Annotated in this window: 21 protein-coding genes, 1 tRNA gene and 4 pseudogenes; 5 read left to right on the top strand and 21 right to left on the bottom strand. The window is 45.4% G+C overall.

The features are described 5' to 3' along the window. Positions 1 to 10: 10 nt before the first annotated feature. Positions 11 to 928 (bottom strand): class I SAM-dependent methyltransferase, encoded by a 918-nt coding sequence (locus TRNA_RS37675; protein ID WP_011198229.1) that lies wholly within the window; start codon positions 926 to 928, stop codon positions 11 to 13. Positions 929 to 1,102: 174 nt separating this feature from the next. After that, positions 1,103 to 2,284, bottom strand: coding sequence for an alanine racemase (gene alr / locus TRNA_RS37680; RefSeq protein WP_003184708.1), 1,182 nt, complete (start codon positions 2,282 to 2,284; stop codon positions 1,103 to 1,105). 314 nt (positions 2,285 to 2,598) lie between these two features. Between alr and TRNA_RS37685 the strand changes: the two are divergent. Next, a pseudogene (locus TRNA_RS37685) lies at positions 2,599 to 3,779 on the top strand (oxalate decarboxylase family bicupin). Positions 3,780 to 3,852: 73 nt separating this feature from the next. On the opposite strand, the gene TRNA_RS37690 reads toward TRNA_RS37685, so the two are convergent. From TRNA_RS37690 to TRNA_RS37720, 7 genes are all read right to left on the bottom strand, one after another. Further along, positions 3,853 to 3,925: transfer RNA gene (locus TRNA_RS37690), tRNA-Ala, on the bottom strand. A gap of 237 nt (positions 3,926 to 4,162) precedes the next feature. After that, entirely contained in the window at positions 4,163 to 4,561 is a 399-nt protein-coding gene (locus TRNA_RS37695; RefSeq protein WP_009329450.1) for a hypothetical protein, read from the bottom strand. Between the two features lie 14 nt (positions 4,562 to 4,575). Further along, the gene (locus tag TRNA_RS37700) at positions 4,576 to 6,498 is read right to left on the bottom strand and encodes a hypothetical protein (protein WP_011198230.1); all 1,923 of its coding nucleotides are present in this window, start codon (positions 6,496 to 6,498) and stop codon (positions 4,576 to 4,578) included. 19 nt (positions 6,499 to 6,517) lie between these two features. Further along, positions 6,518 to 6,841: a hypothetical protein gene (locus tag TRNA_RS37705; RefSeq protein WP_003184717.1), complete on the bottom strand. Its 324-nt coding sequence runs from the start codon at positions 6,839 to 6,841 to the stop codon at positions 6,518 to 6,520. Continuing rightward, complete coding sequence (locus TRNA_RS37710) at positions 6,838 to 7,545, bottom strand: DUF5081 family protein (RefSeq protein ID WP_003184719.1); 708 nt, start codon at positions 7,543 to 7,545, stop codon at positions 6,838 to 6,840. Before TRNA_RS37710 ends, TRNA_RS37705 begins: the two co-directional genes overlap by 4 nt. A gap of 17 nt (positions 7,546 to 7,562) precedes the next feature. Further along, on the bottom strand, positions 7,563 to 7,913 hold the full coding sequence (locus TRNA_RS37715; protein WP_003184720.1) for a WXG100 family type VII secretion target: 351 nt from the start codon (positions 7,911 to 7,913) through the stop codon (positions 7,563 to 7,565). 18 nt (positions 7,914 to 7,931) lie between these two features. Continuing rightward, complete coding sequence (locus tag TRNA_RS37720) at positions 7,932 to 8,291, bottom strand: hypothetical protein (RefSeq protein ID WP_003184722.1); 360 nt, start codon at positions 8,289 to 8,291, stop codon at positions 7,932 to 7,934. A gap of 293 nt (positions 8,292 to 8,584) precedes the next feature. On the opposite strand from TRNA_RS37720, the gene TRNA_RS37725 reads away from it, so the two are divergent. Together TRNA_RS37725 and TRNA_RS43940 are read left to right on the top strand one after the other, a co-directional pair. Further along, positions 8,585 to 8,794 carry a zinc ribbon domain-containing protein gene (locus TRNA_RS37725; protein ID WP_003184724.1) on the top strand — a complete coding sequence of 70 codons (210 nt, stop codon included), beginning with the start codon at positions 8,585 to 8,587 and terminating at the stop codon, positions 8,792 to 8,794. A gap of 22 nt (positions 8,795 to 8,816) precedes the next feature. Then, complete coding sequence (locus tag TRNA_RS43940; protein ID WP_003184726.1) at positions 8,817 to 8,990, top strand: hypothetical protein; 174 nt, start codon at positions 8,817 to 8,819, stop codon at positions 8,988 to 8,990. Between the two features lie 20 nt (positions 8,991 to 9,010). On the opposite strand, the gene TRNA_RS37730 is transcribed toward TRNA_RS43940, so the two are convergent. Both TRNA_RS37730 and TRNA_RS37735 read right to left on the bottom strand, forming a co-directional pair. Beyond that, entirely contained in the window at positions 9,011 to 10,492 is a 1,482-nt protein-coding gene (locus TRNA_RS37730; protein WP_003184728.1) for an alkaline phosphatase family protein, read from the bottom strand. A 16-nt stretch (positions 10,493 to 10,508) separates the two neighbouring features. Further along, entirely contained in the window at positions 10,509 to 11,642 is a 1,134-nt protein-coding gene (locus tag TRNA_RS37735) for an MGDG synthase family glycosyltransferase (protein ID WP_011198232.1), read from the bottom strand. 99 nt (positions 11,643 to 11,741) lie between these two features. Between TRNA_RS37735 and TRNA_RS37740 the strand changes: the two genes are divergently transcribed. After that, positions 11,742 to 12,290, top strand: coding sequence for a YkoP family protein (locus TRNA_RS37740; protein ID WP_011198233.1), 549 nt, complete (start codon positions 11,742 to 11,744; stop codon positions 12,288 to 12,290). A 44-nt stretch (positions 12,291 to 12,334) separates the two neighbouring features. Here the strand turns inward: TRNA_RS37740 and TRNA_RS37745 are convergent, their stop codons facing one another. The 3 genes from TRNA_RS37745 to TRNA_RS37755 all read right to left on the bottom strand — a co-directional run bounded on the left by TRNA_RS37745 (position 12,335) and on the right by TRNA_RS37755 (position 15,335). Beyond that, positions 12,335 to 13,150 (bottom strand): metallophosphoesterase, encoded by an 816-nt coding sequence (locus tag TRNA_RS37745; protein WP_003184734.1) that lies wholly within the window; start codon positions 13,148 to 13,150, stop codon positions 12,335 to 12,337. Positions 13,151 to 13,281: 131 nt separating this feature from the next. Continuing rightward, positions 13,282 to 14,112, bottom strand: a complete 831-nt coding sequence (locus TRNA_RS37750) for an undecaprenyl-diphosphate phosphatase (RefSeq protein WP_011198234.1) — start codon at positions 14,110 to 14,112, stop codon at positions 13,282 to 13,284. 77 nt (positions 14,113 to 14,189) lie between these two features. Then, positions 14,190 to 15,335 carry an AI-2E family transporter gene (locus tag TRNA_RS37755; RefSeq protein WP_011198235.1) on the bottom strand — a complete coding sequence of 382 codons (1,146 nt, stop codon included), beginning with the start codon at positions 15,333 to 15,335 and terminating at the stop codon, positions 14,190 to 14,192. Between the two features lie 211 nt (positions 15,336 to 15,546). Here TRNA_RS37755 and TRNA_RS37760 point away from each other — a divergent pair, with 211 nt between their 5' ends. After that, positions 15,547 to 16,533, top strand: a complete 987-nt coding sequence (locus TRNA_RS37760; RefSeq protein WP_011198237.1) for a Gfo/Idh/MocA family protein — start codon at positions 15,547 to 15,549, stop codon at positions 16,531 to 16,533. Positions 16,534 to 16,577: 44 nt separating this feature from the next. Here TRNA_RS37760 and TRNA_RS37765 read toward each other — a convergent pair whose 3' ends face one another. The 7 genes and pseudogenes from TRNA_RS37765 to TRNA_RS44500 all read right to left on the bottom strand — a co-directional run. Then, positions 16,578 to 17,102, bottom strand: coding sequence for a type 1 glutamine amidotransferase domain-containing protein (locus TRNA_RS37765; protein ID WP_003184745.1), 525 nt, complete (start codon positions 17,100 to 17,102; stop codon positions 16,578 to 16,580). A 132-nt stretch (positions 17,103 to 17,234) separates the two neighbouring features. Beyond that, positions 17,235 to 18,185, bottom strand: coding sequence for a methyl-accepting chemotaxis protein (locus TRNA_RS44475; RefSeq protein ID WP_404978200.1), 951 nt, complete (start codon positions 18,183 to 18,185; stop codon positions 17,235 to 17,237). Next, a pseudogene (locus tag TRNA_RS44480) lies at positions 18,180 to 19,217 on the bottom strand (cache domain-containing protein); the annotation flags it as partial. The pseudogene TRNA_RS44480 and the gene TRNA_RS44475, both read right to left, overlap by 6 nt. A 133-nt stretch (positions 19,218 to 19,350) precedes the next feature. Beyond that, positions 19,351 to 20,301 (bottom strand): methyl-accepting chemotaxis protein, encoded by a 951-nt coding sequence (locus TRNA_RS44485; RefSeq protein ID WP_404978201.1) that lies wholly within the window; start codon positions 20,299 to 20,301, stop codon positions 19,351 to 19,353. Next, a pseudogene (locus TRNA_RS44490) lies at positions 20,296 to 21,336 on the bottom strand (cache domain-containing protein); the annotation flags it as partial. The pseudogene TRNA_RS44490 and the gene TRNA_RS44485, both read right to left, overlap by 6 nt. A 145-nt stretch (positions 21,337 to 21,481) precedes the next feature. After that, the gene (locus tag TRNA_RS44495) at positions 21,482 to 22,429 is read right to left on the bottom strand and encodes a methyl-accepting chemotaxis protein (RefSeq protein ID WP_369878955.1); all 948 of its coding nucleotides are present in this window, start codon (positions 22,427 to 22,429) and stop codon (positions 21,482 to 21,484) included. Continuing rightward, positions 22,424 to 23,464 (bottom strand): annotated as a pseudogene (locus tag TRNA_RS44500) (cache domain-containing protein); the annotation flags it as partial. The pseudogene TRNA_RS44500 and the gene TRNA_RS44495, both read right to left, overlap by 6 nt. Positions 23,465 to 23,579 lie beyond the last annotated feature (115 nt).

Here is a 23,579-nt window from a genome sequence, read left to right on the forward strand (position 1 = left end):
AGATTTATGTTTATTTTTTTACGGCAAGAATGTAATGAATCGTTTCAAAGGCTGACAGATCATCTTTTCGATTTTTAAAATAACGCCCTTGAATATCTGAAGGTGATAAATGCTCGTAAACGAGCAGTCCGGATTGCTGCAGCATGTGCTGTATTTTCTGATACGAATAGCATGATTTCATCGGTTCTCCTCCTGCCGCTGCCATTTTTACCATATTTTCCACCCTGTTGAAGAAGCCTTTCTCTTTAAACAAGTTTTCATCAGCATAATCGAAAACGATCGAACTGCCTGAAGGGAGGTCAGCCATTAATTCCCCGAGCAGTTTTTCGGTTTCTTCCTTTGTTAAGTAGTAAGAAACGCCTAAAAAGCTGAAGAACGTTTTTTTGTTAAAATGAAAACCCTTATCAGCCAATTCTTGATAAGAAAACGACTTGGCAAAGTCCAAAGGAATAAAATGAAGGTGGTCCGGGATGTGAAAACCGGCTTTGTCCAGCTTTTCCTTTTTCAATTTCTGTGTCGCTGGGTGGTCAATTTCAAAGATATCAATTTTGTCCTTTAACTCTAGGTTCCGAAAACAGAAAGTATCCAGCCCTGCCCCAAGAATCACGTATTGTTCTGTCCCAAGCCGAATCTCATGATGCAGCACTCTTTCGCAATAAGCGGCACGGGCGAGCGGCGTCGGAGAGAGCTGAACTTGTGTGATCCATCTTAATATTTCTTCATCGTCTCCCTCGTATTTTTCCGCTATAGCTTTGTTGAAGAACTGTATGCCTTGAATGAAGCTGTTTTTGATATCAGCAAATTCTTGTTGGGAAATGAGCGATTTGGCCAGATTATCATCAAAGATTTTTGGTTCATCATACTGGCTGTGATAAGCTCTGCCAAAAGCCGAAATAAGGGACGTTATACTCGATTCATCTTTTTTCATGTCGGACACTCCTTCATAAACGCAAAAAAATAGGATTCTCCCGGCCAGGAGAATCCTATTATACACACCAATATTTAATTATTAAATTATAGCATAAATAAATTTTTTTGTCAAGAAATTGCTCTTTTTTATTTTGATCAATGATCGAGCAAACGGCCTGTGAGTATGGGAAAACTACACGTATAACAGCGGGGTCGACTTTTTAAAAATCTCGCCGTCTCTTATATAAAAACGAGGGACGCGCCAGCTTATGGTAGATACCACTTCATAGTTGATCGTATCAAGCATTTCCGCAATTTCATCAACAGATATCTCTGCTCCCTTTTGCCGGCCGTAAATCACGACTTCCTCTCCTTGTTTACCTTCACCCTCTCCCAGACTGACCATTATCATATCCATTGTTACTCTTCCCGCCACCGGCACTCGTCTTCCTCGATGAAGAATAAAACCGCGGTTGGAAAGTTCACGGGAATAGCCGTCAGCATAGCCGACCGGAATTGTGGCAATGACTTCCCCGCGCTCTGCAACATATGTAGCACCATAACTAACCGTCCGCGGTTCAGTCAACATGGTTTTCACATAAGCGATTCGCGCCTTCAAGCTTAGTGCAGGCACAAGCTTAACGAGATTAAGCTGCCTGATATAATCGGAAGGATATAATCCATACATTCCGATGCCTAAGCGAATCATATCAGCGCTGAATTCCGGAAAAGCGATCGCCGCGGCCGTATTGTTCATATGCACCGTAGGCAGCTTAAAGCCTTGTTCTTTCAGAAAGCGAAGAAAGCTGATAAACTTTTCGTGTTGAATCATGGTTAGCTCAGTATCCGGTTCGTCAGCTGTGGAAAAATGCGTAAAAATTCCTTCCCATTCGAGGTTTTCACTTGCCGTCAGCGCTTCCACGATTGCTAAAAGCTTTTCCTTTGTTCGTACACCTAAACGCCCCATGCCGGTATCCACATTGATATGAACAGCCAGCCGGTTAGGATCTGCTTCATTTTCCAATATCTCGTTCGCTTCTTTAATCCAGTCAACTTGAAAAGCTGATAACGATATATTCCAAGCTGCCGCTTCTTTCACACAGCTCAGCGGGGTGAAACCAAGCACAAGGATCGGCGCTTTAATCCCCGCTTTTCGTAAAACGACCGCTTCCTCCACCGAGGCAACGGCGAGCTCACTCGCACCATGTTCAAGTGCATGGCGTGCAACTTCCACCGATCCGTGACCATAAGCATTCGCTTTTACGACAGCCATAATTTTGCTCTTTTTCGGAATATGCCGCCGAAACGCGCGCAAATTTTTTTTGATCGCATCAAGATTTACCTCTACCCAAACTTCACGGCAAAGCTTTTTCATCAACGCTCCCTTCTTTCTTGTCCCATAGTATTCATTTCATGTAGCCGTTCGAAAATTGCCCGGATGCTTTCTATCTCATTCTTATTCAGCTTCGGGCGAAATCATTCAGCCAGTAATCGTTAGCGGTGGAAGGCAAACAGCAGGAGCCCGTGCCGTGCAGACTTTAAATCGAAGGTTTCCTTCTGCTGCCAAAGGAAATGCAAATCTGTCCATCTAGTTTTTTAAAAGTGTCTTAATAAGGCTCCGATTTGATATATTTTAAGCGTCCCTGTCATAAATTTCGGTATACACGACCTGTGAAGGGAGCTTTCCGCATGAAAAGAACAGCCGGGACTCCAGCTTGGTACAATCACGTGCCGCATCCAATAAGAAACGATGGTGCGGGCGCGACCGATTTTGGCCCCCGCGACGTGATGCGGGATTTAGAGAATCCCGACATGTTCGTTCCTCCAAAAACAGATGCCGGAGCAATCCCTAATTTAAAGTTTTCTTTTTCAGACACACATATGCAGTTAAATCATGGCGGCTGGTCCCGTGAAATAACAGCCCGGGAACTGCCGGTATCAACGACGATTGCCGGCGTCAATATGCGGCTGACGCCAGGCGGGGTTCGCGAGTTGCATTGGCATAAGCAATCGGAATGGGCTTACATGATTTTGGGCCATGCGCGCATTACCGCCGTCGATCAGGAAGGCCGAAACTTTATCGCCGATGTCGGCCCCGGAGATTTGTGGTTCTTTCCCGCCGGAATACCGCACTCGATTCAAGGGCTTGAGGATGGCTGCGAATTTCTCCTCGTTTTTGATGACGGGAACTTCTCTGAGTTCGATACCTTCACGATTACCGATTGGTTCGCACACACACCGAAAGATGTTCTGGCCGCGAATTTCGGTGTACACGAAAGCGCCTTCGCCCGCATCCCTGACAAACAGCGGTACATCTTCCAAGCAAAAGTGCCGGGACCGCTTGAAAACCAAAAAGTGCCGGACCCGTATGGAACCGTCCCAAAAAGCTTCGCATACAGGCTGTTTGCACAAAAGCCTATCGTAACGCCGGGCGGAACGGTACGAATTGTTGATTCTTCAAACTTTCCAATTTCGACAGCGATCGCCGCCGCACTCGTCGAAGTCAAGCCCGGCGGAATGAGGGAAATGCATTGGCACCCGAACAACGATGAATGGCAGTACTATATCTCAGGGACCGGGCGAATGACAGTATTCGCCGCAAACGAGACTGCCCGGACCTTTAATTACCGGGCGGGGGATGTCGGATATGTCCCGTTTGCCATGGGGCATTACATTCAAAATACAGGCAGCGAAAGCCTGTGGTTTTTAGAAATATTCAAAAGCAGCCGCTTTGCAGACATTTCATTAAATCAGTGGATGGCCTGACTCCAAGAGAGCTGGTTGAAGAGCATTTGCATGCAGGCCCTGAGCTGATGAACGCTCTGCGAAAAGAAAAATGGCCAGTCGTCAAATACCGTACTGACGGATAGGCCATAAACCTAGGAAAATGGCTCGCGAAAAAAGGCAACAAAAAAACCCTTGAATGATCAAGGGTTTTAAAGATGGAGCATAGCGGGCTCGAACCGCTGACCTCTACACTGCCAGTGTAGCGCTCTCCCAGCTGAGCTAATGCCCCGTATATTTGAGACATGATTTATTATAGATGGAATTTTGGAGAAAAGCAAGTGGTTTTTGATGTGAAAAAGAAAATGCTCTGTCAGCCGGCCATTTTCTTTTTCACATAGACAATCTATCGCTCCGATTTTTCAAAGCAGAACTGAATGAACCTTTCAGACAAATCCAGAATGTCTTCTTTCCTTGCCAAGGCAGCGATCCATTCTTCCGGGATGCTTTTCATTCAAAAGATTACATTTCACGGGGCGGGAAAACCCCACATAGGTACTTTAACTTCTTCAATTTTTTCAACTTCACTTTTTCCTACCCATTTTTCATATTCAAATCGATCAACTTGAACAAATCCATATTTTTTGATAATGTCCGGGCCATGTAGCCCACTTCCAATTAAGAGCCTATTGTCTTCCTCACGAAAAACAGGAAACTCAAGATCATTAATAATTGCTTGGTATCTTACATCATAAACTGAAGAAATATGTTCTCTTCGAACTTGTTTACAATAATGTCCAGTTTCATCTAAAATAAAACCAAATTGAATTGCCTCAGGATCTTTGGTAAATAATTCGTAGTTTTCTTGATCATGCTGAATAATCTCGTACTCTTTATCATTGTATAGTGCCCAAACGCCATTTCTCATATAGTTACCCCCACCTATTCATTAACTGAAATGAACCTTTTTTGTTTAACACTATAGATCCCAATAAGTTTCTCGCCTTGATTAGTGATCTCATAAAGTTCTGCACCTTCATGCATAGGTGTTCTTGTATCATTGCGATATTCAGGAATAGTGTAATCTTTACTCTCTGTAAATCCATTTCCAGTAAACGGAGATTGTTGCTCAGTTGCAATATAATCCATTGCCAAATCATCGTGGGTCATTTTATTTACGGCCTCTGAATTCTTCCCTCCAAACGGAATTTTATAATCGTTTGGATTACCTGCCTTATAGCGTACCGCTAATGCTGATGTTCCGCCACTGAAAGGGTTGTTTTCGTAATCTAATCTAAGTCCTTCATAAATCTTATCAAAAGTGTTCAATTCCTTAGTATCAGTAGCTCTTGCCACATATCCACCTAGCTTTATTTGCCCACCATCACTTGGTGAAGAAAATAGCCAACTTTTGGAATCAGGAGAAAGAACCTTCTGCATAATTGTATCTTCTGAAAGACTAGGAACGTTTCGCCTAATATCTTTAATAACTTCCACCTCTTTAGATGAAAGTTTATTTATAGATTTAAGCCTCAAGTCATTAAAATTATTGACTGTTAATTTATGCTTTTTTAATACAGTTCCTAAATTATCTTCAAAAGATTTATCCAATTGTTCCCACGAAAATTTCGGATTAACTGGTGAATTCCTATTAACATCTACCTCTTTAACAACACTTTTAACACTCTTCCCAGCTTCAATCTCCTTCTCAACCCGCTGAATCGAATCCTGCATCTTCGCTTTCGAAGCCTTATGGGCGTCGTTGACGTGGGCGGAGTAATTGGATCCTTTTCGGACGAGGGTGCCGCCCGCTCCTGCTTCTGCACCGCGGGCAATATCGCTCAAGGCGTCGGCGCTTTTGGCGAATTGTTTTTTAATGGCGAAGCCTGCGTCGTTGAGCCGGTCTTGAGCTTTCAGCCCATTCACCTTCATGCGGTTCGCCCAGATGTTTTTGCTGTCTTTAAGAGATTGTACCATATGTTCTGTTTTGCTTGAAATTTGGCCGATTGTGGCTGCGCTTTTAAATGAGCCTTTCGCCGCGGCAGCGCCTGGGATGATGTCAAGGGCGCCGAACACGCCTCTTTCAAACCTTTCGCCTGTGTTTAACTCCCGCTGCGTCATCCAGTCTTTTCCTGTTGCCGCGCTCGCGATATTGGCTCCTCCGTAGGCGACGGCCACCGTGAGACCTGCCGGTGCGCAAAAGATGGTGAGCACGATAATGCCTGCTCCGGCCAGAAGATCCCGCCATAATTCCTGATTCTTTTGGACATCGCCGATTGATTCGTATTCAAATCCGCGGGAAGAGGCAATCGCTTTCGTGTATTCTTCATACGATAACTCAATGTCGGGGTGGTTGATCTGGAATTCTTCAAATTCTTTGCTCAGTACGTGATCAAACGATTCCGAGTCTTTGAAGATATCATTTACGCTCACTTTCGCTTTGTCGGTTTCAACCGCTTGCTTGGACATGCCGTATCCGACGTAAGTGGTTTCCTTGGAGCCGATCCGGTTTACGGTGGTGTAATTATGTATGGTCAGTCCGCGCATTTTTTCGGCGAACGCGTCTATTTTTTTATAAAAAGGGCTGTCAATGTGGTCTGCCACCAAACTGCCGGCTTTCAGGCAAAAGTCGGCCAGCTTTTGATAATCCTTAAACAGTTCCTCGATCTTGCTTTTTTTGCTGGTGTGGGTAAAGCTGATCGACCTGTCGCTGTCCTTGTCTTTGATTTTGGATTCGATATCTTCCAAGAGATCATTGAGTTTTATAAGGCCGGATTTCATACCGCCGCCGTATTGGCCGCCCGTCAGCGCATCAAGACCGTCTTTCATGCCCTGCCATTCTTCCGGTACGTATTTCACATCCATTTAGATGATCGCCTCATTTCTATTTCTGAATCTTGTAGAGTTTTTGGAGCTCTTTATCTGTTTCATACATTTTCTCCATCGCATAACTGACAATGTGGGAAGCTATACAGTAATTATCAAACAGCTCCATCGTCTTTCCGAGAATATCCGCGTAGCTTTCAATCGCTTTTGATGCTTGTCCGGCTTTATAAAAATCGGATTCTGAGAGGTTTTTGATTTCCTTCTGAACCCCTTCTGTATAAATATCGCAGATGCTTTTCAGCTTATTGGAAATGGTGATCATTTCTTCAAACTCGAGATGGATGTTTGTACCGCCGCCTCCTGCTCCGCCTTCTGCATTCATATCATCGCCCTCCCTGCTCTGAAATTGATCTGCAGTGCATCATAGATCCGGTTGTTCATGATATAAAGGCTGATCCATTCATATCGATCATTTAAAGGATCAACCGAGATGAAGTCTTCGCCTTTTGTAAAGTAAAGTGTTGTCGTCTGGAAGCCGGGGTCTGCCGGTTTTTGCTGTGAGGCTAGCTTGAACGTTTCCACAGCAAGAACTTCTTTTTCATCAAGATTCATTGCCCTGACTTCCGCTTTTTCAGCGGCGCTCATCGGTTTTGTCAAAAAGGCGCGGTCTTGATCGCGCGGCTCCCTTACTAAAAATGACACCTTTGAAATGAGCGATAAATAAACTTCGCGCTTTTCCACATAATCTAATGTGTACCCTTTGCCCGGGCTTATTTCAGTCAGGGCGATAACGCGCTCCTCGTCGTCCGGCAGAAATGCGCACATCACGTTATTAAAGCGCACGTATTCTCCGCTTTCTTGGTAATGTTGCAGCAGCTTAATCAGAAAAAAAGCGGTCTTGGTCAGCTTGCCTTCCTTTAAAAGAATGCCTTTTTCAATCAGGCTGTCCTTTGCTTTTATTGCACAATCCGGCTCGACCAAGGCCAGCTGTTCGCGTTCCGGAAGACCGAATATGTAGGAAACTCCGGCTGCTCCTGCTAAAACATACAGTTCTGCCGCCGACAGCGTATCTGCTTTCACCTGCATGTCATTCTCCTTCCCTGTTATAAGTTTTTGATTTCCTGCACTTCACTGAGCTGCGAAAAACCGTCGATGTGTTTTTCCAGCGCATCTAATGCAGCGGTATGCTCTTTCAAGGCGTCTTTCATATCGGCATTCAATTCAATAATCAGCTCAAGGTAGCTTAAAAATGCGTCGCGGGTTTTCCCGCTCCATTTGCCGCTTTCGACGTACGCTTTCAATTCCTTTGCTTTTTTGAGCGAATCGCCGACATGTTTTTCGATCGCTTTCGCATGGGAATGCGCTTTTATTGTTCCATTGTGTGAAATTTTCACAGTCTCTCCGCTTACTTTCGGATTCGCCGCTTGATAGTTGTAGTATCCATATCCGTCCATGACTCGGCTGTTCCTCCTCTACGCCTTTTTCTCTTCAGCTTCAGCTTTTGCTTTATAATACTCCCACTTGCTTTTCGCCTTCGTCTTGGCGCTTTGGATGTCATCGACCATATCTTTAAAATGCTTGACCAATTCCTTCAGCTTGGCATCCTTTTCATGGCGGGTATCCTCAAATTCGTGTGAAGGGATTTTCAAGTCCGGGAGATTGCTGTGGTAAGCCTTCAAACTTGCATCAATTTCTGCTAATTTCGTCTTGACATCGCTTTCTTTATCAGATAAATAGTCGTATAAATTTTTATACTCATCGCGTTTTCGTTCATTTTCCGTGTAGGATATGTGTAAAAAGTTGCCTACTGAATCCCAAAAACCTTCGCTCAAAGCAGCTTCCCCTTTCGTTTATCCTAGTCAATAAAAACTATTTTCCTCTAGTGGATGATATTGTAATAGGTTTATCTTACAGGATGGTCCCAGACGAATGAATAGGTTAAAAGAATTGTTTTCCGCGGCACAAAAATAAAATTACCAGTCGATAAGGATCTTTTATAAGCAAAAAGACCCAGTCTGATTTTCCTTGTTTTCCGGCCGATCATTTCCTGAGAAATATTTTCTTTTGAAGAACATTCCATTATAATGAACTTGGTTGGATTTTACATCGCGAAAGGAGAAGCGCCATGCGTGAACATAAAGGATGTATCAAGTGCGGAAGCACAGATGCGGGGCAAAAAGAAATCGCGACGACCGGCACCGGCCTGTCAAAATTGTTCGATGTGCAGCATAACCGTTTTCTCGTCGTTTATTGCAAAAACTGCGGGTATTCAGAGCTGTACAATAAACAATCTTCAACCGCCGGAAACATTCTCGACCTGTTCTTTGGAGGATGACGGCTCGAAAGGAGAAACGGTTATGGGGGAAAAATACGGTTCATTGATTGCCATATTTATTTTGGCATTATGTGTGCACTCCAACATTGTCGTAGAACATGCGCTCTTACAGACAATCATAAAGGCAGTTTCACTTTTTGTGATGATCGCTTCGGCGCTTGCAGCATTTGTCAAAGGCATCAGACAACCGTCATAATGGCGGGGAGGGGGCTTTAGTCATTCCCCCGCTCCCCGTGATTTGACTAAATCGAGGATCCATTCTTTTATATCGACAAGACGATTGTATGCCGGCATTGTATCGGTTCCGGTGATGATCATGGAGACGAGGGTGTCCTGCTTATGCAGTGCACCGTGGCTGGCTCCTCCGACGTGCGTCGGCGACCCTTCGCCGATAAATTCGTATCCGGGCTTTGCATTGGCGATCAAATAATCGCCTTCATGAGAAAAAAATGAAGCGTACAGTCTGGCCAGCGCATCAGGAAATTTTCCGTATGTCAGGCTGTTCTGCTCAACCGTCAAATCGAGAATATGTAAATCCCCTTCCAGCGTCCACGTTTGTCCAAATTCGTCCGTGCATTTGCCTCCCGGCCGAAATGTGAGCTTCCCGTGCTGCTCCCCCGAAACGGCCTCAATTGAATCCGCTTCATTTTTCCAGCAGATGATGTCGATCCGTTCGTCCTTTTGCAGAATGTCCGCTATCCTCTTGAGCGGAAGCTTCGCTTTATCGAGCGAATAGATGAACGCCATTCTTTCGTTAACTGCAAGAACGATGTCGTCATCGGCCGTCACACCTTTCTTTAATTTCACAATGCGAAAGGCGTCCAAAAGGCTTCTCAAATCAATCAATGCTTCTTTTTTATTGCCGCTGATCCAGGCCTGTCCGTTGTCCCCCATCACGATCCAAATGTGATCCTTTAAAGCGGCTTCCCATGACGAAAAACTGTCTAAAATCCTTTGAACATGCCGGTCGGCTTTCGCCACCCCCGCTGCGTCGTTCCTCCCGTGTTTATGCACGTGCTGGTCGAGATCGGGAAAATAGACGAGCGCAAGAGGCGGTACTTTGTTTGTTTGAATCAGATAGACCAATTCATTGGTTGAAAATCGGTCGTTAAAACCGAATTTTTTGAAAAGCGAGCGGTTGGCCGGATTCACTTTGGAAAAACCGCCGTACGAAAACAGCTGGGATGCGTTGATTTTGACTGACCGGTTTAATCCGGAAATCATTGAAAAAAGAAAGGGAATCTGCAAATAGCCGTCCCGGCTCCCCCTGTGCAAGAGCGCATTGATCGAGCACGTTTCGATTCCTTTTTCGTCAAGCTCTTCGTGAAGCGTCTTCACCTGTTGGCTTAAATGAACCTGATTCAGATTGTAAAAGACGTCTCTGGAGGATTGTTTGATGCCTAATTTCAGAAGCTCTCGAATGTGGCTGCCATAATTGATAATCCGTTTTTCCTTCGCGTTGTACCACACAAGGCCAGGCACTTTGTGCTGGTCGCTGTACACCCCTGTAAGCAATGTGCTGTCGACATTGACAGACATCGTCGGAAAAGGGCTGATCATATCAGGCACATAACGCCCGTTTTCCAGTAAATATTGCAGTCCAGGAGCCTGTCCGTTTTTCACGGCTTCTTTGAGCGGTTCATCCATTAATGAATCGATCAGCAACATGACGACTGATTTCTTGCTGCTCTCAGACATCGTTCTTCCTCCTCCCTTATACGTGAGCATTCCCTAAACCGCTCCGGTTATGAATGATCCCGTCTAAAATATCGCTGAAATCACGGTCCGATTTTTCGCGCAAATATTGATCGACGCTCATTTGATAGCGCCTGATGTCTTCATCCGAACGGAAAAAGGAAAGCAGCTGCTGTTCAATCGGCTGCTGTTTTTGCTGATTCAGTTCGATGACAAGGTTTTTCTTTTTCAGAATATCGAGATTCATCTCTTCCTGTCCGGGCAGCGCATGATAGATGAAAACAGGGAGCTGTTTTTCAATGCACTCGCTGATCGTGACGCCGCCGGGCTTCGTAATAATGCCCGACGCCTCCGCGTATAAGCGGTTCATTTCAGTCTTGCTTTCGATATAAGGCAGCGCTTTAATATATGGATTGTTTAAATCACGAACATACCGGTAGAGCTTTCGGTTTTTTCCGCATAGTATTTGGTATGCGACATTCCCGTTCGGCGACAGTTCCCGCACGAGTTTAAAAATGCCGCCCACCCCCATGCTTCCGCCGGTTATGAGGATGTTGCAAAACGCTTTTTTGTCCCCGTCCTGCTCAGGCTTTCTCTCCGTTTTATAGGAACGGTGCACAGGTATTCCGGTCAGAAAAATTTTCTCTTCATCAACGCCTTCTGCGATCAGCTGGTCTTTGATGTCTTTGATCGGCGCGAAATGATAATCAATCTTCTCTCTTCCCCAGATTCGGTTGACGAAAAAATCGGTATATACATTGGCCACTTTCATGTCGGGAAATTGGCCTTTTAAGCGGTTCAGCAAATAGGAGGGCAATGCATGCGTACAGAACACGATATCAGGCTTTTTTTCTGCAATAATCTGCTGCATGCCTTTCAAAAAGATCAGCTCATACAAGAGGTGGCGCTTTGCCGTTTCATGGCGCCCGCACGCCAGGAGATGATAGACCGAGCTGTAGACTTTCGGAAAATACTGAATCCATGACAAATATGCCGCAGAGGAGGCCTTTTCCAGCCGCCGATAAGCATGTGAAAAAATGTCGATTTTTTCACAGTGATGGGATTTGAGGAGCAGTTCTGTCTGCAGCGAATCGGCAACGTGATGATGACCGGTGGAAATGCTTAAAAAAGGGAAAATCAGAATCTTTGTCATCTCCATCCTCCATTTCAGAAGAAAAATGTTTTCCATTTATATTTTTCAAATATCCAGCCAAAATATAAGTGTATTTTTTCAGGAAAGGAAAGTGACGACTTGAGAAACTGTTTTTTGTCAATTTGGAGTGTAATTGACCCGTTTTATTATTTTTTTTCAAGACTGACACTCATTGACCAAACGAAAACGAGCATTTTTCGCGTCCGTCTAACAAAGTACAAAGGGATCGATGTGGTGTTAAGCGATGGGACGGTTATTAAGAAAAACGATGTTCTGATCAAAATTCATCTGCACAATATTAAGCTGATCAAGGAGCTTCAAAATATTGAGAGCGCTGTCGGAAGAGGCATTCTCATTTATCAAAAAGCGTATTTTTCAATGCCGATCTTGGCCGAATATATCAAAAATCATCACCGGTCAGACCAAATTAAAGGCATCATCGGCATCACTACGCTGCATAAAGGAGTTGAGAGGCTCGGTTTTGAAGCGGTTGAGCCTGCGAACCAGTTTTACAGAGTGTTCAAGAAGCTGACGCAGATTCCGATCTTATATTTAACAACAAAGCAATTTTCTCTTCGCAAAATCCCCCCTTCCCAATATTTGTTTATTTCGAAAGAAAAATTGTTCAAGTCCTATCTGCAGAAATAAATAAAAAAGAGACTGATGCAAAAAAATGCAACAGCCTCTTCTTTTTATGAAATGTGATGGAACGTCATTTCCGGACGGCTTCCGATTCGGATGTTCGCCCCAGTCTGACCCAATCCCTCGCTGATATAAAACGGTTTGTCATGATGGTAGTGAAGACCTTTTATCATATTCATTCGCACAAGCTTTCCCATCTTCACGAGATGATAAGGCTTCGGCCAATGAATCTGACCGCCGTGAAAATGTCCTGAAAGAAGATAGTCAAAGTGAAATTCCTGCATATCAAGCACAACGTTCGGATCATGCGTCAATACAAGGTTGTAGCCCTCTTTAAGCCCTTTATATGAACCGGCAATATCGCTTCGCTTCGTGCTGTAATCATCAATCCCGATAATGTTGAGTGTCTCGCCTTCCACTTCAATGGAGACATGCTGGTTCTGTAGGGTGATGCATCCGTTATCTTCCAGTACACGTTTCAGCTTCCGAAAGTGTTCGTCTTTCAATAGGTAGTCATGGTTGCCGAATACAGCGTACATCCCGTATGCCGGCTTCAGTTTTTTCAAAGCTTTTAAGTAGTTTGCAAGCTTTGGAATATTTCTCTTCCTATCAAGAAAATCTCCTGTTAAAGCAATGAGATCCACTCGTTTTTTATTGGCAAGTTCAAGAATCCGTTCAGGTGAAATCGAAATGTTTTCTAAATGAAGATCGGACAGATGAAGAATGTTCAGCTTTTTCTTTAAAGCGGGAGCCTGCACGCGCTCGACCGAAATCGTGTTGACTTTCACATCTTTTGTATTGTGGTTCGCTTTATATAAAAAAGGCATGAGGCCTAAGATAATCAATAAACATGCGATAATAAACATTTCAATATCTCCTCCCTCTTACTAGTATAGTAAGTTGGCAGGCGGTTTTACAGTGGGAAATAATAGAATATCATTCTTTTTACCCATAACAAAACCGATTTCCAGCCGGAAATCGGTTCGCATTTTCACTCTTACAGAAACAAAATGAACAGAAGCAGCCCTAAAACGATTCGATAGATGGCAAACGGAACCAGCTTGATCTTGTTGATCAGCCGGAGGAAAAAACGGACGACAAAAAGAGCGACAATAAAAGCGCTGATAAACCCTGCGATAAAGAAAGGCAACAGGTCTGCACTCAAATATGCCCAGTTTTTGATTAAAGAGAGCAGGCTTGCACCCATCATGATCGGAATCGCCATGATGAAGGTGAAATCAGCGGCCGCTCTGTGGCTCAAGCCGAGAATAACCCCGCCTGAAATCGTCGAACCCGAGCGCGAGAAGCCCGGCCAAAGCGCCAGACATTGAAACAGCCCCATGCCAAGCGCCTGCTTATACGTCATCCTATCAACCGAATCTGTCGTATCCTTGCGCCGATTGATCCAGTCGGCTGCGAGCATCAGCACCGCACCGGCGATGAGACCGACCGCAACGGTGCGGACGGAAAACAAGTATTGATCAATATAGTCTTCAAATAAAAATCCAAGCACAGCGGCGGGAACAAGGCCTACAGCGATTTGGGCGATGGAAAGGCGGTTTCCCGATTTCTGCTCTTCCGTAATGTTTTTCTTCATGCCTAAAAGATTGAGAATCCGGTCTTTAAATACGAAGGCGACGGCAAGGATGGAGCCGAGCTGAATCACGACTTTAAAGGTATTCGCCGCCTCCGGCGTAAGCAGTTCTTTCGATTTCAGCCAGACATCGTCAACAATAATCATATGCCCTGTTGACGATACAGGGGCATATTCGGTTAATCCTTCAACAATTCCAAGTATGATAGCGACAATAATATCCCAAATGTTCATATGTCATTCCTTTCGCTTCCTTAAAACTTGTCCTCTAATAAACTATTTATATTAAAAGCCGATTATGCAAGCGGGATTCAGACTTCTTCGTTTTTTTCGTAAAGGTGTGAACGCTGTTTAAACCATTCAAATAAATGCGTGACAACCACTTTGATGACCGCGTATCCGGGGATGGCGAGAATGACGCCGATCACGCCGAACAGCTTGGCTGCCGTCAGCAGCACAAAGATGATTGTTACCGGATGGATGTGCAGGTTTTTTCCCATAATCTGCGGCGAAATAAATTTTCCTTCAAACAGCTGCACCACAGTCCAAACGATGATCAGCTTCACAAGCATAAACGGAGAAGTGACCAAAGCGATGATGATTGCCGGCGTAATCGCAATCGTCGGTCCGAGATACGGAACGATGCTCGTACACGCCGCCACAAGGGCCAAAAGAGAAGCATAATCAAGACCGATGATCATATATCCGATAAACAACAGGCAGCCGATACAGAAGCTGACGATGATCTGCCCCCTGATATACGAACTCAGCCGGTGATTCATCTCGGACATCATCACATACGTCTGCTCCCGCAGGCGGACCGGTATGAGTTTTAGAATAAACAGCGGCAGTTTTTTGCCGTCTTTCAACAAGTAAAACAGGATAAACGGCACGGTCACAATCGAAATCACGACCTCTGTCACGGCGCCTATGAACGTTCCCACACCGGTAAACGTACTGTTTAAAATGGTGGTAGCCTGATCGGATAATTTGCTTGCCAAATCGGTCAGATTGATGTTCATCGTCTGCTGGACCTGATTAAAGAACTGGCTTCCGATCAGCTGTTTAATTTGGTCTTCCACAATGTGGACATACCTTGGGAAGTTATCGACAAGGCTTGTGATCTGTTCCCTTAACAGCGGGATAACAGAGACGATCGAAATCGTGATCAGACCGATGATCACAATGTAGAGAAGAAGAATCGAATAAATTCTTTTCACGTTTTTCCACTCTAGAAAATCAACGATCGGATTTAACAAATAATAAACGACACCTGTCAGCACGACAGGCAGAGCGATGGTTTCCACAAGAACGATGAAAGGCGTGAAAATAAACGATGCTTTTGTAAATACAAGGATGTTCAGTCCGATCAAAAGCAGAATAAGCAGAAACAGGACGAATTTATTGTCTAAAAAAAACTTTTTAAACCTGCCGCCCCACATATGCAAAGAGTCCATGGCGATCCTCCATTAACGTTGGTTTTATAAATTAAATTGTACACTATTACTCCTCATACTAAAAATAAAACCATTGCTATTGGTCTTTTTTTCCGCTTGAAAACGTTTATTGTTATATAGATATACGCCGGCGTTTCCGTCTTTTTGTATTTCGCCGGCAAAAGAAAACACTGTATAATAAACATATCCTACAGCGAAAGGGGAAAATAGCATGATGCGGTTCGGGGTAGTCGGAACAAATTGGATTACCGACCGGTTTCTTGGGGCGGCCCGTTTGATCGAAGATTTTCAATTAACCGCGGTATATTCAAGGACCGGAGAGCGCGGACGTGAATTCGCGCAGAAATACGGAGCCGAGGCGGTTTTTACCGATATCGGAGAAATGGCTGAGAGCGATGTTATTGATGCGGTATATATCGCAAGTCCCAACTCTTTACATAAAGATCAGGCAGTTACATTCATGAAAAGCGGAAAACACGTCCTGTGCGAAAAACCGCTTGCGTCCCATGTCAAAGAAGCGGAAGAAATGGTAAAAACAGCGCAGGAACACCGCGTAACATTTATGGAAGCGATGAAAACGACGTTTCTTCCGAATTTTAAAAACATCAGTCGCAACCTGCACAAAATCGGCAAAGTCCGCCGTTTTACAGCCAGCTACTGCCAATACTCTTCCCGCTATGACGCCTATCGAAACGGAACCGTCTTAAACGCATTTAATCCGGCTTTATCGAACGGTTCCTTGATGGATATCGGCGTCTATTGCGTTCATCCCGCGATCGTCCTGTTCGGCAAACCCCTCGAAGTCAAAGCGAACGGGCTGATCCTTGAGTCAGGGGCGGACGGTGAAGGAACAGTGCTGTTAAAATACAAGGAGCACGAAGCCGTACTGATGCACTCGAAAATCTCAAATTCCTTCATCCCGGCTGAAATTCAAGGAGAAGAAGGCTCTATCGTCATCGATAAAATCCACCGCCCCGAACAAGTCGACATCCGCTATCGGGACGGTCGGGTTGAACATCTTACGCTGCCTGATGACAAACCGGCCATGTTTTATGAAACAGAGGAATTCATCAATTTAATTAAACAAGGGCGGATCGAGTCTTCGCTTAACACGTTTGAACGTTCTATAGACACATTGGCGGTCATAGATGAAGCGCGCAAACAGATCGGTCTCGTTTTCCCCGCTGATCACATGTAGCAAATGAGCCGCCCCGGCTCGAATGAACGGGCGGCTCATCTGTTTTAGGACTGCGCCAAAAGATCGGCAAAGGCTTTGACATAGATCGGCAGGTCCGGCGGGCGGCGGCTTGACACGATATGGCCGTCGACGACCGCTGCTTCATTCACCCATATGGCTCCGGCATTTTCCATATCGTCTTTAATCCCCGGTGTGCTTGTAACCTTCCTGCCTTCCAATATTCCTGCAGAAATCAGCACCCAGCCGGCATGGCAGATTTGTCCGATGGGCTTCTTCCTTTCGTTGAACCACCGAATCATCTCCAGGACCTCGGGATATCTTCTGAGCTTGTCAGGCGCCCAGCCTCCCGGAACCAGAACGGCGTCGTATTCCTCAATGTTCACGCTTTTCAGCTCATAATCTGAGACAGCGGGCACTCCGTATTTGCCCTTGTATTCATGATCCGCTTTTTCACCAATGAAATGTACGATCGCTCCTTCTTCCTTCAACCTCAAAACTGGATACCACAGTTCTAAATCTTCGAATTCATCGCTGACAAGCGCGATCACTTTCTTGCCTTCCAGTCGCATGATTGATCCTTTCCTGTACAACCAGTGTACGATAGATGATAGTCTGTTTAAACCTATTTATACCCTTCCCCGTTCCTTTAAAAAGATGCTTTTCCCGGGCAAAAGGCTGCCGGATCGGCGGAAGCCTGATGTTTAGTCAATCTTAAATTTTTTCGTTAAATCGCGCAGTTCTTCAGCCATTTGTTCAAGCGTAGCCGCAGAAGAACTGATTTCCTCCATTGAAGCGAGCTGTTCTTCAGCCGAAGCGGCAATGTCTTGAATGCTTCCTGAGCTTTCACGCGATACGTCTGCAATTTCTTCAACCGCTCCCGCGACTTGCTGTGACCCTTCTGACAGCTCTTCAACTGCCGCATTCATCGTCTGCAGCTTGCCCGCGATTTCGTTTGTCATGTCATAAATCTGCTTAAAGCTTGTATCTGTTTCATCTGTGATGGTGAGTCCCGACTGTACTTCACGGTTGACGTCCCGGAACATGTCCAGCGACTTTCCGATTTCATTGACGATTTCCTGAATGAGCGCTTCAATTTCTTTTGCCGATGACGCGGATTGCTCAGCCAGTTTGCGCACTTCTTCGGCAACTACAGAAAACCCTCTTCCGGCTTCACCGGCTCTTGCTGCTTCAATTGCCGCGTTCAACGCGAGCAAATTCGTCTGGTCTGCGATGCCGTTGATCACCCGCAGGATCGCCGTAATGTCTTTTGATTTGCTCTCAAGTCCTTTCACGACGGATTCCGCCTGTTTAACGGAATGATCGATGGAATTCATCTGTCCGACCGTTTTTTGAACAAGCTCTCCGCCTGTACCGGCAATGTCCGTCGATTGAATGGATGATTCTGTAATCGATGCTGAGACTTTGGACATTTCATGCAATCGGCTGTTCATGTCAGTCAGCTGCTGCGCACTGATTTCCACTTTCTCATTTTGGCTTTCATTTCCGTTTGAAAATTGTTCGATCGCAGATGTAATATGTTCTGTCGCCTTGCTTGTCTGATCCGCGCTCGCGGTCAGCTGCTCTGACGAAGAAGCAACGTTTTCAACCGATGTCTGAATGACGCTGATTAAAGAGCTCAGCGATTCAGCCATATCGTTGAAGCTTGTTCCGAGCTGTCCGATTTCATCTTTTGAGCGGACAGTGATTTTTTGCGTCAGATCGCCGCCGCTGATGCTTTTCGCAGAGGAAACGAGTTCGCGGAGCGGCCCTGTGATCGATCTGATGATGAGAATCATGAGAAGCACGCCAATGATGATGCTGGCGCCCAACGTAATCAGAGCGGCATTCAGCACAGGCTGTGAGGCTTCTTTTAATTCAGTGATATACATGGTTCCGCCGATTTTCCAGCCGGTCAGCTTGTTGGTCGCGAAAGCCATCTGCTTTTCGCCGTCAAGCGTGTATTTGAATGTTCCTTTGTCATTCGCATATACCTTTTCCGCCCAGCTGCCTTCGACATCTGTGCCCGCATCATGTTTCGGGTGGGCGACAAACTTTTTATCAGCGCTCGTGATAAAGGCAAAGCCTTTTTTCCCGATGGTTACGCGTTCTGTCGCTTTAATGAGCTCTTCGATTTTCATATTGACGGCGACAACGCCGGAGCCGTCCTCATGCATCTTGGCGATGGTGATAACCACCGTTCCGGTTGACGCCGTTTTGTAGGGGTCTGTGATAACGACTTCGCCCTTGTGTTCAGCGGCTTTTTTATACCAGTCCCGCTCTACCGGATTATATCCGCTCGGCATCTTTTGATCCGGGTAGCGGATGAACTTCCCGTCCTTTGAACCGGTAAAGATCCCTTCAACATCGGGATGAAGCTTGGCGAACTGTTCGAATTTCACTTTTAAAGCGTCGCTTTCTTTCCCTGTAAAAGAGTTTTCTTTAATGAACCCGCTGAAATAAGACATGGCGTTTGTTTTCTGGCTGATATTCTGATTGATGATTTCATTCAACTGGTTAACGTTTTCGCGCGCATTGTCCATGATTTCTCCGTCAAGCGTACTGCTTGCCGTTTGATACGCACTATAGGAAAGGACGATGATTGGAACGGTTAAAATAAGCAAGAATGAAAGAATTAATTTCTTTGCAATGGAGGGACGCTTCACCCAATTGACAATCTTTGACATAGAATTGTTGACTCCTCTTTTCTGTTATATCCCTAATATCGGATTCTTTTAAAAGTTTTTATATGCATTTTATAACTTTTTATAGTCTAAAATAACTAAAAAAACATCCGGAGGAAAACCGGATGTTTTAAAGCTATTCAATCTTAAATTTCTGTGTCAAATCACGCAGTTCTTCAGCCAGCTCCGCCAATGTCGTGGAGGAGGCGCTGATCTCTTCCATGGAGGCAAGCTGCTCCTCGGCTGAAGCAGCGATGTCCTGAATGCTTGCCGAACTTTCTCTCGATACATCAGCGATTTCTTCGACCGCGCCCGCGACTTGGCGGGAACCTTGCGTCAATTGCTCGACAGCGGCATTCATGGTCTGCAGCTTTCCTGCGATATCATTGGTCATATCGTAAATCGTTTTGAAGCTTGTCTCTGTTTCATCGGTGATTCGAAGTCCTGACTGTACTTCATGATTGACCGATTTGAACATGTTCAAAGAGTTGTCGATCTCCTTGACGATTTCCTGAATTAAATGTTCAATTTCCTTCGCCGAGTCGGCGGATTGTGCGGCGAGCTTCCTGACTTCTTCAGCCACTACCGAGAAGCCGCGGCCCGATTCCCCGGCCCTTGCCGCTTCGATCGCGGCATTGAGCGCCAGCAGATTCGTTTGATCGGCGATTCCGTTAATCACGCGCAAAATGCTTGTGATATCTTTGGATTTGGCTTCAAGTCCTTTGACGACCGCTTCCGCTTGCTTGACAGACCGATCGATCGAGTTCATTTGGCCGACCGTCTTTTGAACAAGCTCTTCTCCTTTGCCGGCAATCTCAGTCGATTTCAGCGACGCATCGGTAATCGCAGCTGATGTTTTTGACATGTCATATAACCCGTTGTTCATTTCATTCAGCTGATGCGAGCTCGCTTCCACTTTTTCTTTCTGGCTTTCATTTCCGTCGGAAAATTGTTCAATGGCCATTGTAATATGCTCAGTCGCTTTGCTTGTCTGCGCCGCGCTGGCATGAAGCTCTTCAGATGAAGAAGCTACATTGTCAACTGATGATTGGATGACGCTGATTAAAGATCTCAGCGATTCGGCCATTTCATTAAAGCTTGTACCGAGCTGACCGAATTCGTCTTTTGAACGGACTTCGATTTTTTGCGTCAAATCGCCTCCGCTGATGCTCTTTGCGGATGACACGAGCTCGCTTAACGGCTTGCTGATTCCGCGGATAATAAAGTAGATGAGAATGCCGCCGAGCACGATCGCCGCTGCCAAAATGATTATCGCCATGTGGAAGACGGGCTGGGCGGCCTCTGATATCTCATCTGTGAACATCGTTCCGCCGATTTTCCAGCCGGTCAGCTTGTTCGTCGTAAAAGCCATTTTCTTTTCTTTTCCTTCAAATGTATATTGAAAATCGCCTTTCTCACTGCCGTACATTTGTCCAACCCAGTCGCCTTTGCCTTCGGTTCCGGCTTCGATTGTCGGATGGGCAACATATTTTTTGTCATTGCTTGAAATAAACGCAAAGCCGCTTTTTCCGATGTTGACGCGCTCTGTCGCTTTGATAAGCTCATCGATTTTCATGTTGACGGCAACAACTCCTGAGCCGTCCTCCGTCTGCTTCGCAATCGTAATGACCATCGTTCCGGTTGACGCTGTTTTATAAGGGTTTGTGATGATCACCTTTCCTTTATTTTCAACGGCTTGCTTATACCAGTCCCTGTCCGCCGGGTTATAGCCTTTCGCCATTTTCTCGGCGGGATATCGGATGAACTTGCCGTCTTTTGAACCTGTGTAGATCGCTTCCACATCCTGATTCAGCTTGGCGTACTGCTCGAGTCTTTCTACGAGTGATGCGTTCTCTTTTTCTTGATAAAGCTTTTCATTTACCAAGCCGCTGAAAAAGGAGACGGCCTCCTCTTTCTCTCCGATATTCTGGTCTATGATCTCATTCAGCTGTTCGACATTATCGCGTGCGCTTCTCATGATTTCCGTTTCAAGAGAGCTTCCCGCCGTTTGGTACGCACTATAGGATAAGGCCAAAATCGGCAAAGTTAAAACCAATATAAAGCTGAAAAACAGCCTTTTTGAGATAGACGGACGTTTAAGCCAGTCCAATATCTTTTTCATTTAGTATAACTCCTTTAGCTTCTAGATTATGAAACTAATATCGGAGCTTTCATTTACTTTTGCATATTAAAAAACTTTAAAAAGTATTTCTGAAAATTCTTGAAGATAGAACTGAAAAAAGAGGCTGACCAGCAGCCTCTTTTCATCAAATCTTAAACTTTTTCGTTAAATCGCGCAGCTCTTCAGCCATCTGTTCGAGCGTTGCAGCGGATGAGCTGATTTCTTCCATGGAAGCCAGCTGTTCTTCCGCTGAAGCGGCGATGTCCTGAATGCCGGCAGAGCTTTCACGCGATACGTCGGCGATCTCTTCGACCGCATCGGATATTTCGTGAGAACCTGTTGATAAATGCTCTACGGCGGCATTCATCGTTTGCAGCTTGCCTGCGATTTCGTTTGTCATGTCGTAAATGTGTTTAAAACTAGATTCCGTTTCTTCGGTAATTTCGAGTCCTGACTGTACTTCCTGGTTGACCGATTTGAACATGTTGAGCGAATGTTCGATTTCCTTAACGATATCCTGAATCAGCGCTTCGATTTCTTTTGCCGATCCCGCTGATTGAGCCGCAAGCTTTCTGACTTCTTCAGCGACAACCGAGAAGCCTCTGCCTGATTCGCCGGCCCGCGCTGCCTCGATGGCGGCGTTCAGAGCTAATAAATTCGTTTGATCGGCGATTCCGTTTATGACGCGCAGGATCGCGGTGATATCTTTCGATTTCGCTTCAAGCCCTTTGACAACCTGTTCAGCCTGTTTGACAGACCTGTTGATCGAGTTCATCTGCCCGACGGTTTGTTGGACGAGCTCTCCGCCTGTTTCGGCAATTTCCGTCGATTTACCCGAGGATTCTGTAATCGATTCTGACACGCCTGCAATTTCATTCAGCTTCTCATTCATTTGGCTGAGCCGCTGTGAGCTTTCTTCGACTTTTTCGCTTTGACTTTCAGCGCCGCTTGAGAACCGCTCGATGGCTAATGTAATGTGCTCGGTCGCTTTGCTTGTCTGGTCCGCGCTTGCCGTCAGCTGCTCTGAAGAAGATGCCACATTGTCGACCGATTCTTGAATCGTGCTGATCAGCGAGCGCAACGAGTCAGCCATTTCGTTGAAGCTTGTGCCCAGCTGGCCGAATTCGTCTTTGGAGCGGACATCGATTTTTTGTGTCAGATCTCCTTCGCTGATGCTTTTTGCAGAAGAGACGAGTTGATTTAAAGGCTTGCTGATCGCGCGGACGATAAAGTAAACAAGGATTCCGCCCAGAATAATCGCGCCTGCCAATGTCATGACTGCCATGTGAAGCACGGGCTGGGCAGCGTCTTTAATCTCTGCTGTATTCATCTTTCCGCCGATTTTCCAACCGGTTAGTTTGTTTGTCGTGAAGACCGTTTTCTTTTCTTTGCCTTTTTCATTAAAGGTGAACAAGCCGCTCTCTTTGCTGAACATTTGCTCTGTCAGATCAGCTTCTGCTTCTGTGCCGGCTTTAATTTTCGGATGGGCGACATACGTTTTCCCCTCGCCGATGATGAATGCATATCCGGTTTTTCCGATGCTGATGCTGTTTGCCGATTTGATCAGCTTGTCAATGTTCAAGTCAAGGGCGACTACGCCAGAACCGTCTTTATTCTGCTTGGCGATCGTGACGACCATATGCCCCGTTGATGCAGACTCATAAGGTTCAGTTACAATCGTTTTCCCTTTTTCCTGGACAGCCTGTTTGTACCAGTCGCGTTCTACCGGGTCATACCCGTCGGGCAGTGGAGCATTCGGATATTGTGCGTAAACACTATCTTCCGATCCGGTGAAGACGAGTTCGACGTCGGGATTCTGTTTTGCAAACTGCTCAAACCGTTGTTTAATTGCAGTCTGGCCTTTCTCTTTGTACGCTTTTTGATCAATCCATTCGCTGAAATACGCAATGGAAGTCTCCTTGCTGCCGATATCTTGCTGAATAATGTCGTTCAGTTCATCGATATTGTCTTTCGCACTTCTCAAAATCTCATCCTCGAGCGTGCTGCTGGCCGTAAAATATGAAGTAACCGAAAGAACCAAGATCGGAATTGTTAAAATGAATATAAATGAGAAAATTAATTTTTTAGAAATAGAAGGACGTTTCGTCCAATTTAAAAGCTTTTTCATGTGTGATTCCCCTTTCTCTACTTTTATCGGAGACGGGGTCTATTTTTTAAATAAAAAAAGCGGAAAATTAGACCGTTTTCCTGCCCAAGCATCAGGCATACGCTAATAAAAAAGG

The sequence above is a fragment of the Bacillus licheniformis DSM 13 = ATCC 14580 genome (assembly GCF_000011645.1).
In the GTDB taxonomy this organism is placed as follows: domain Bacteria; phylum Bacillota; class Bacilli; order Bacillales; family Bacillaceae; genus Bacillus; species Bacillus licheniformis.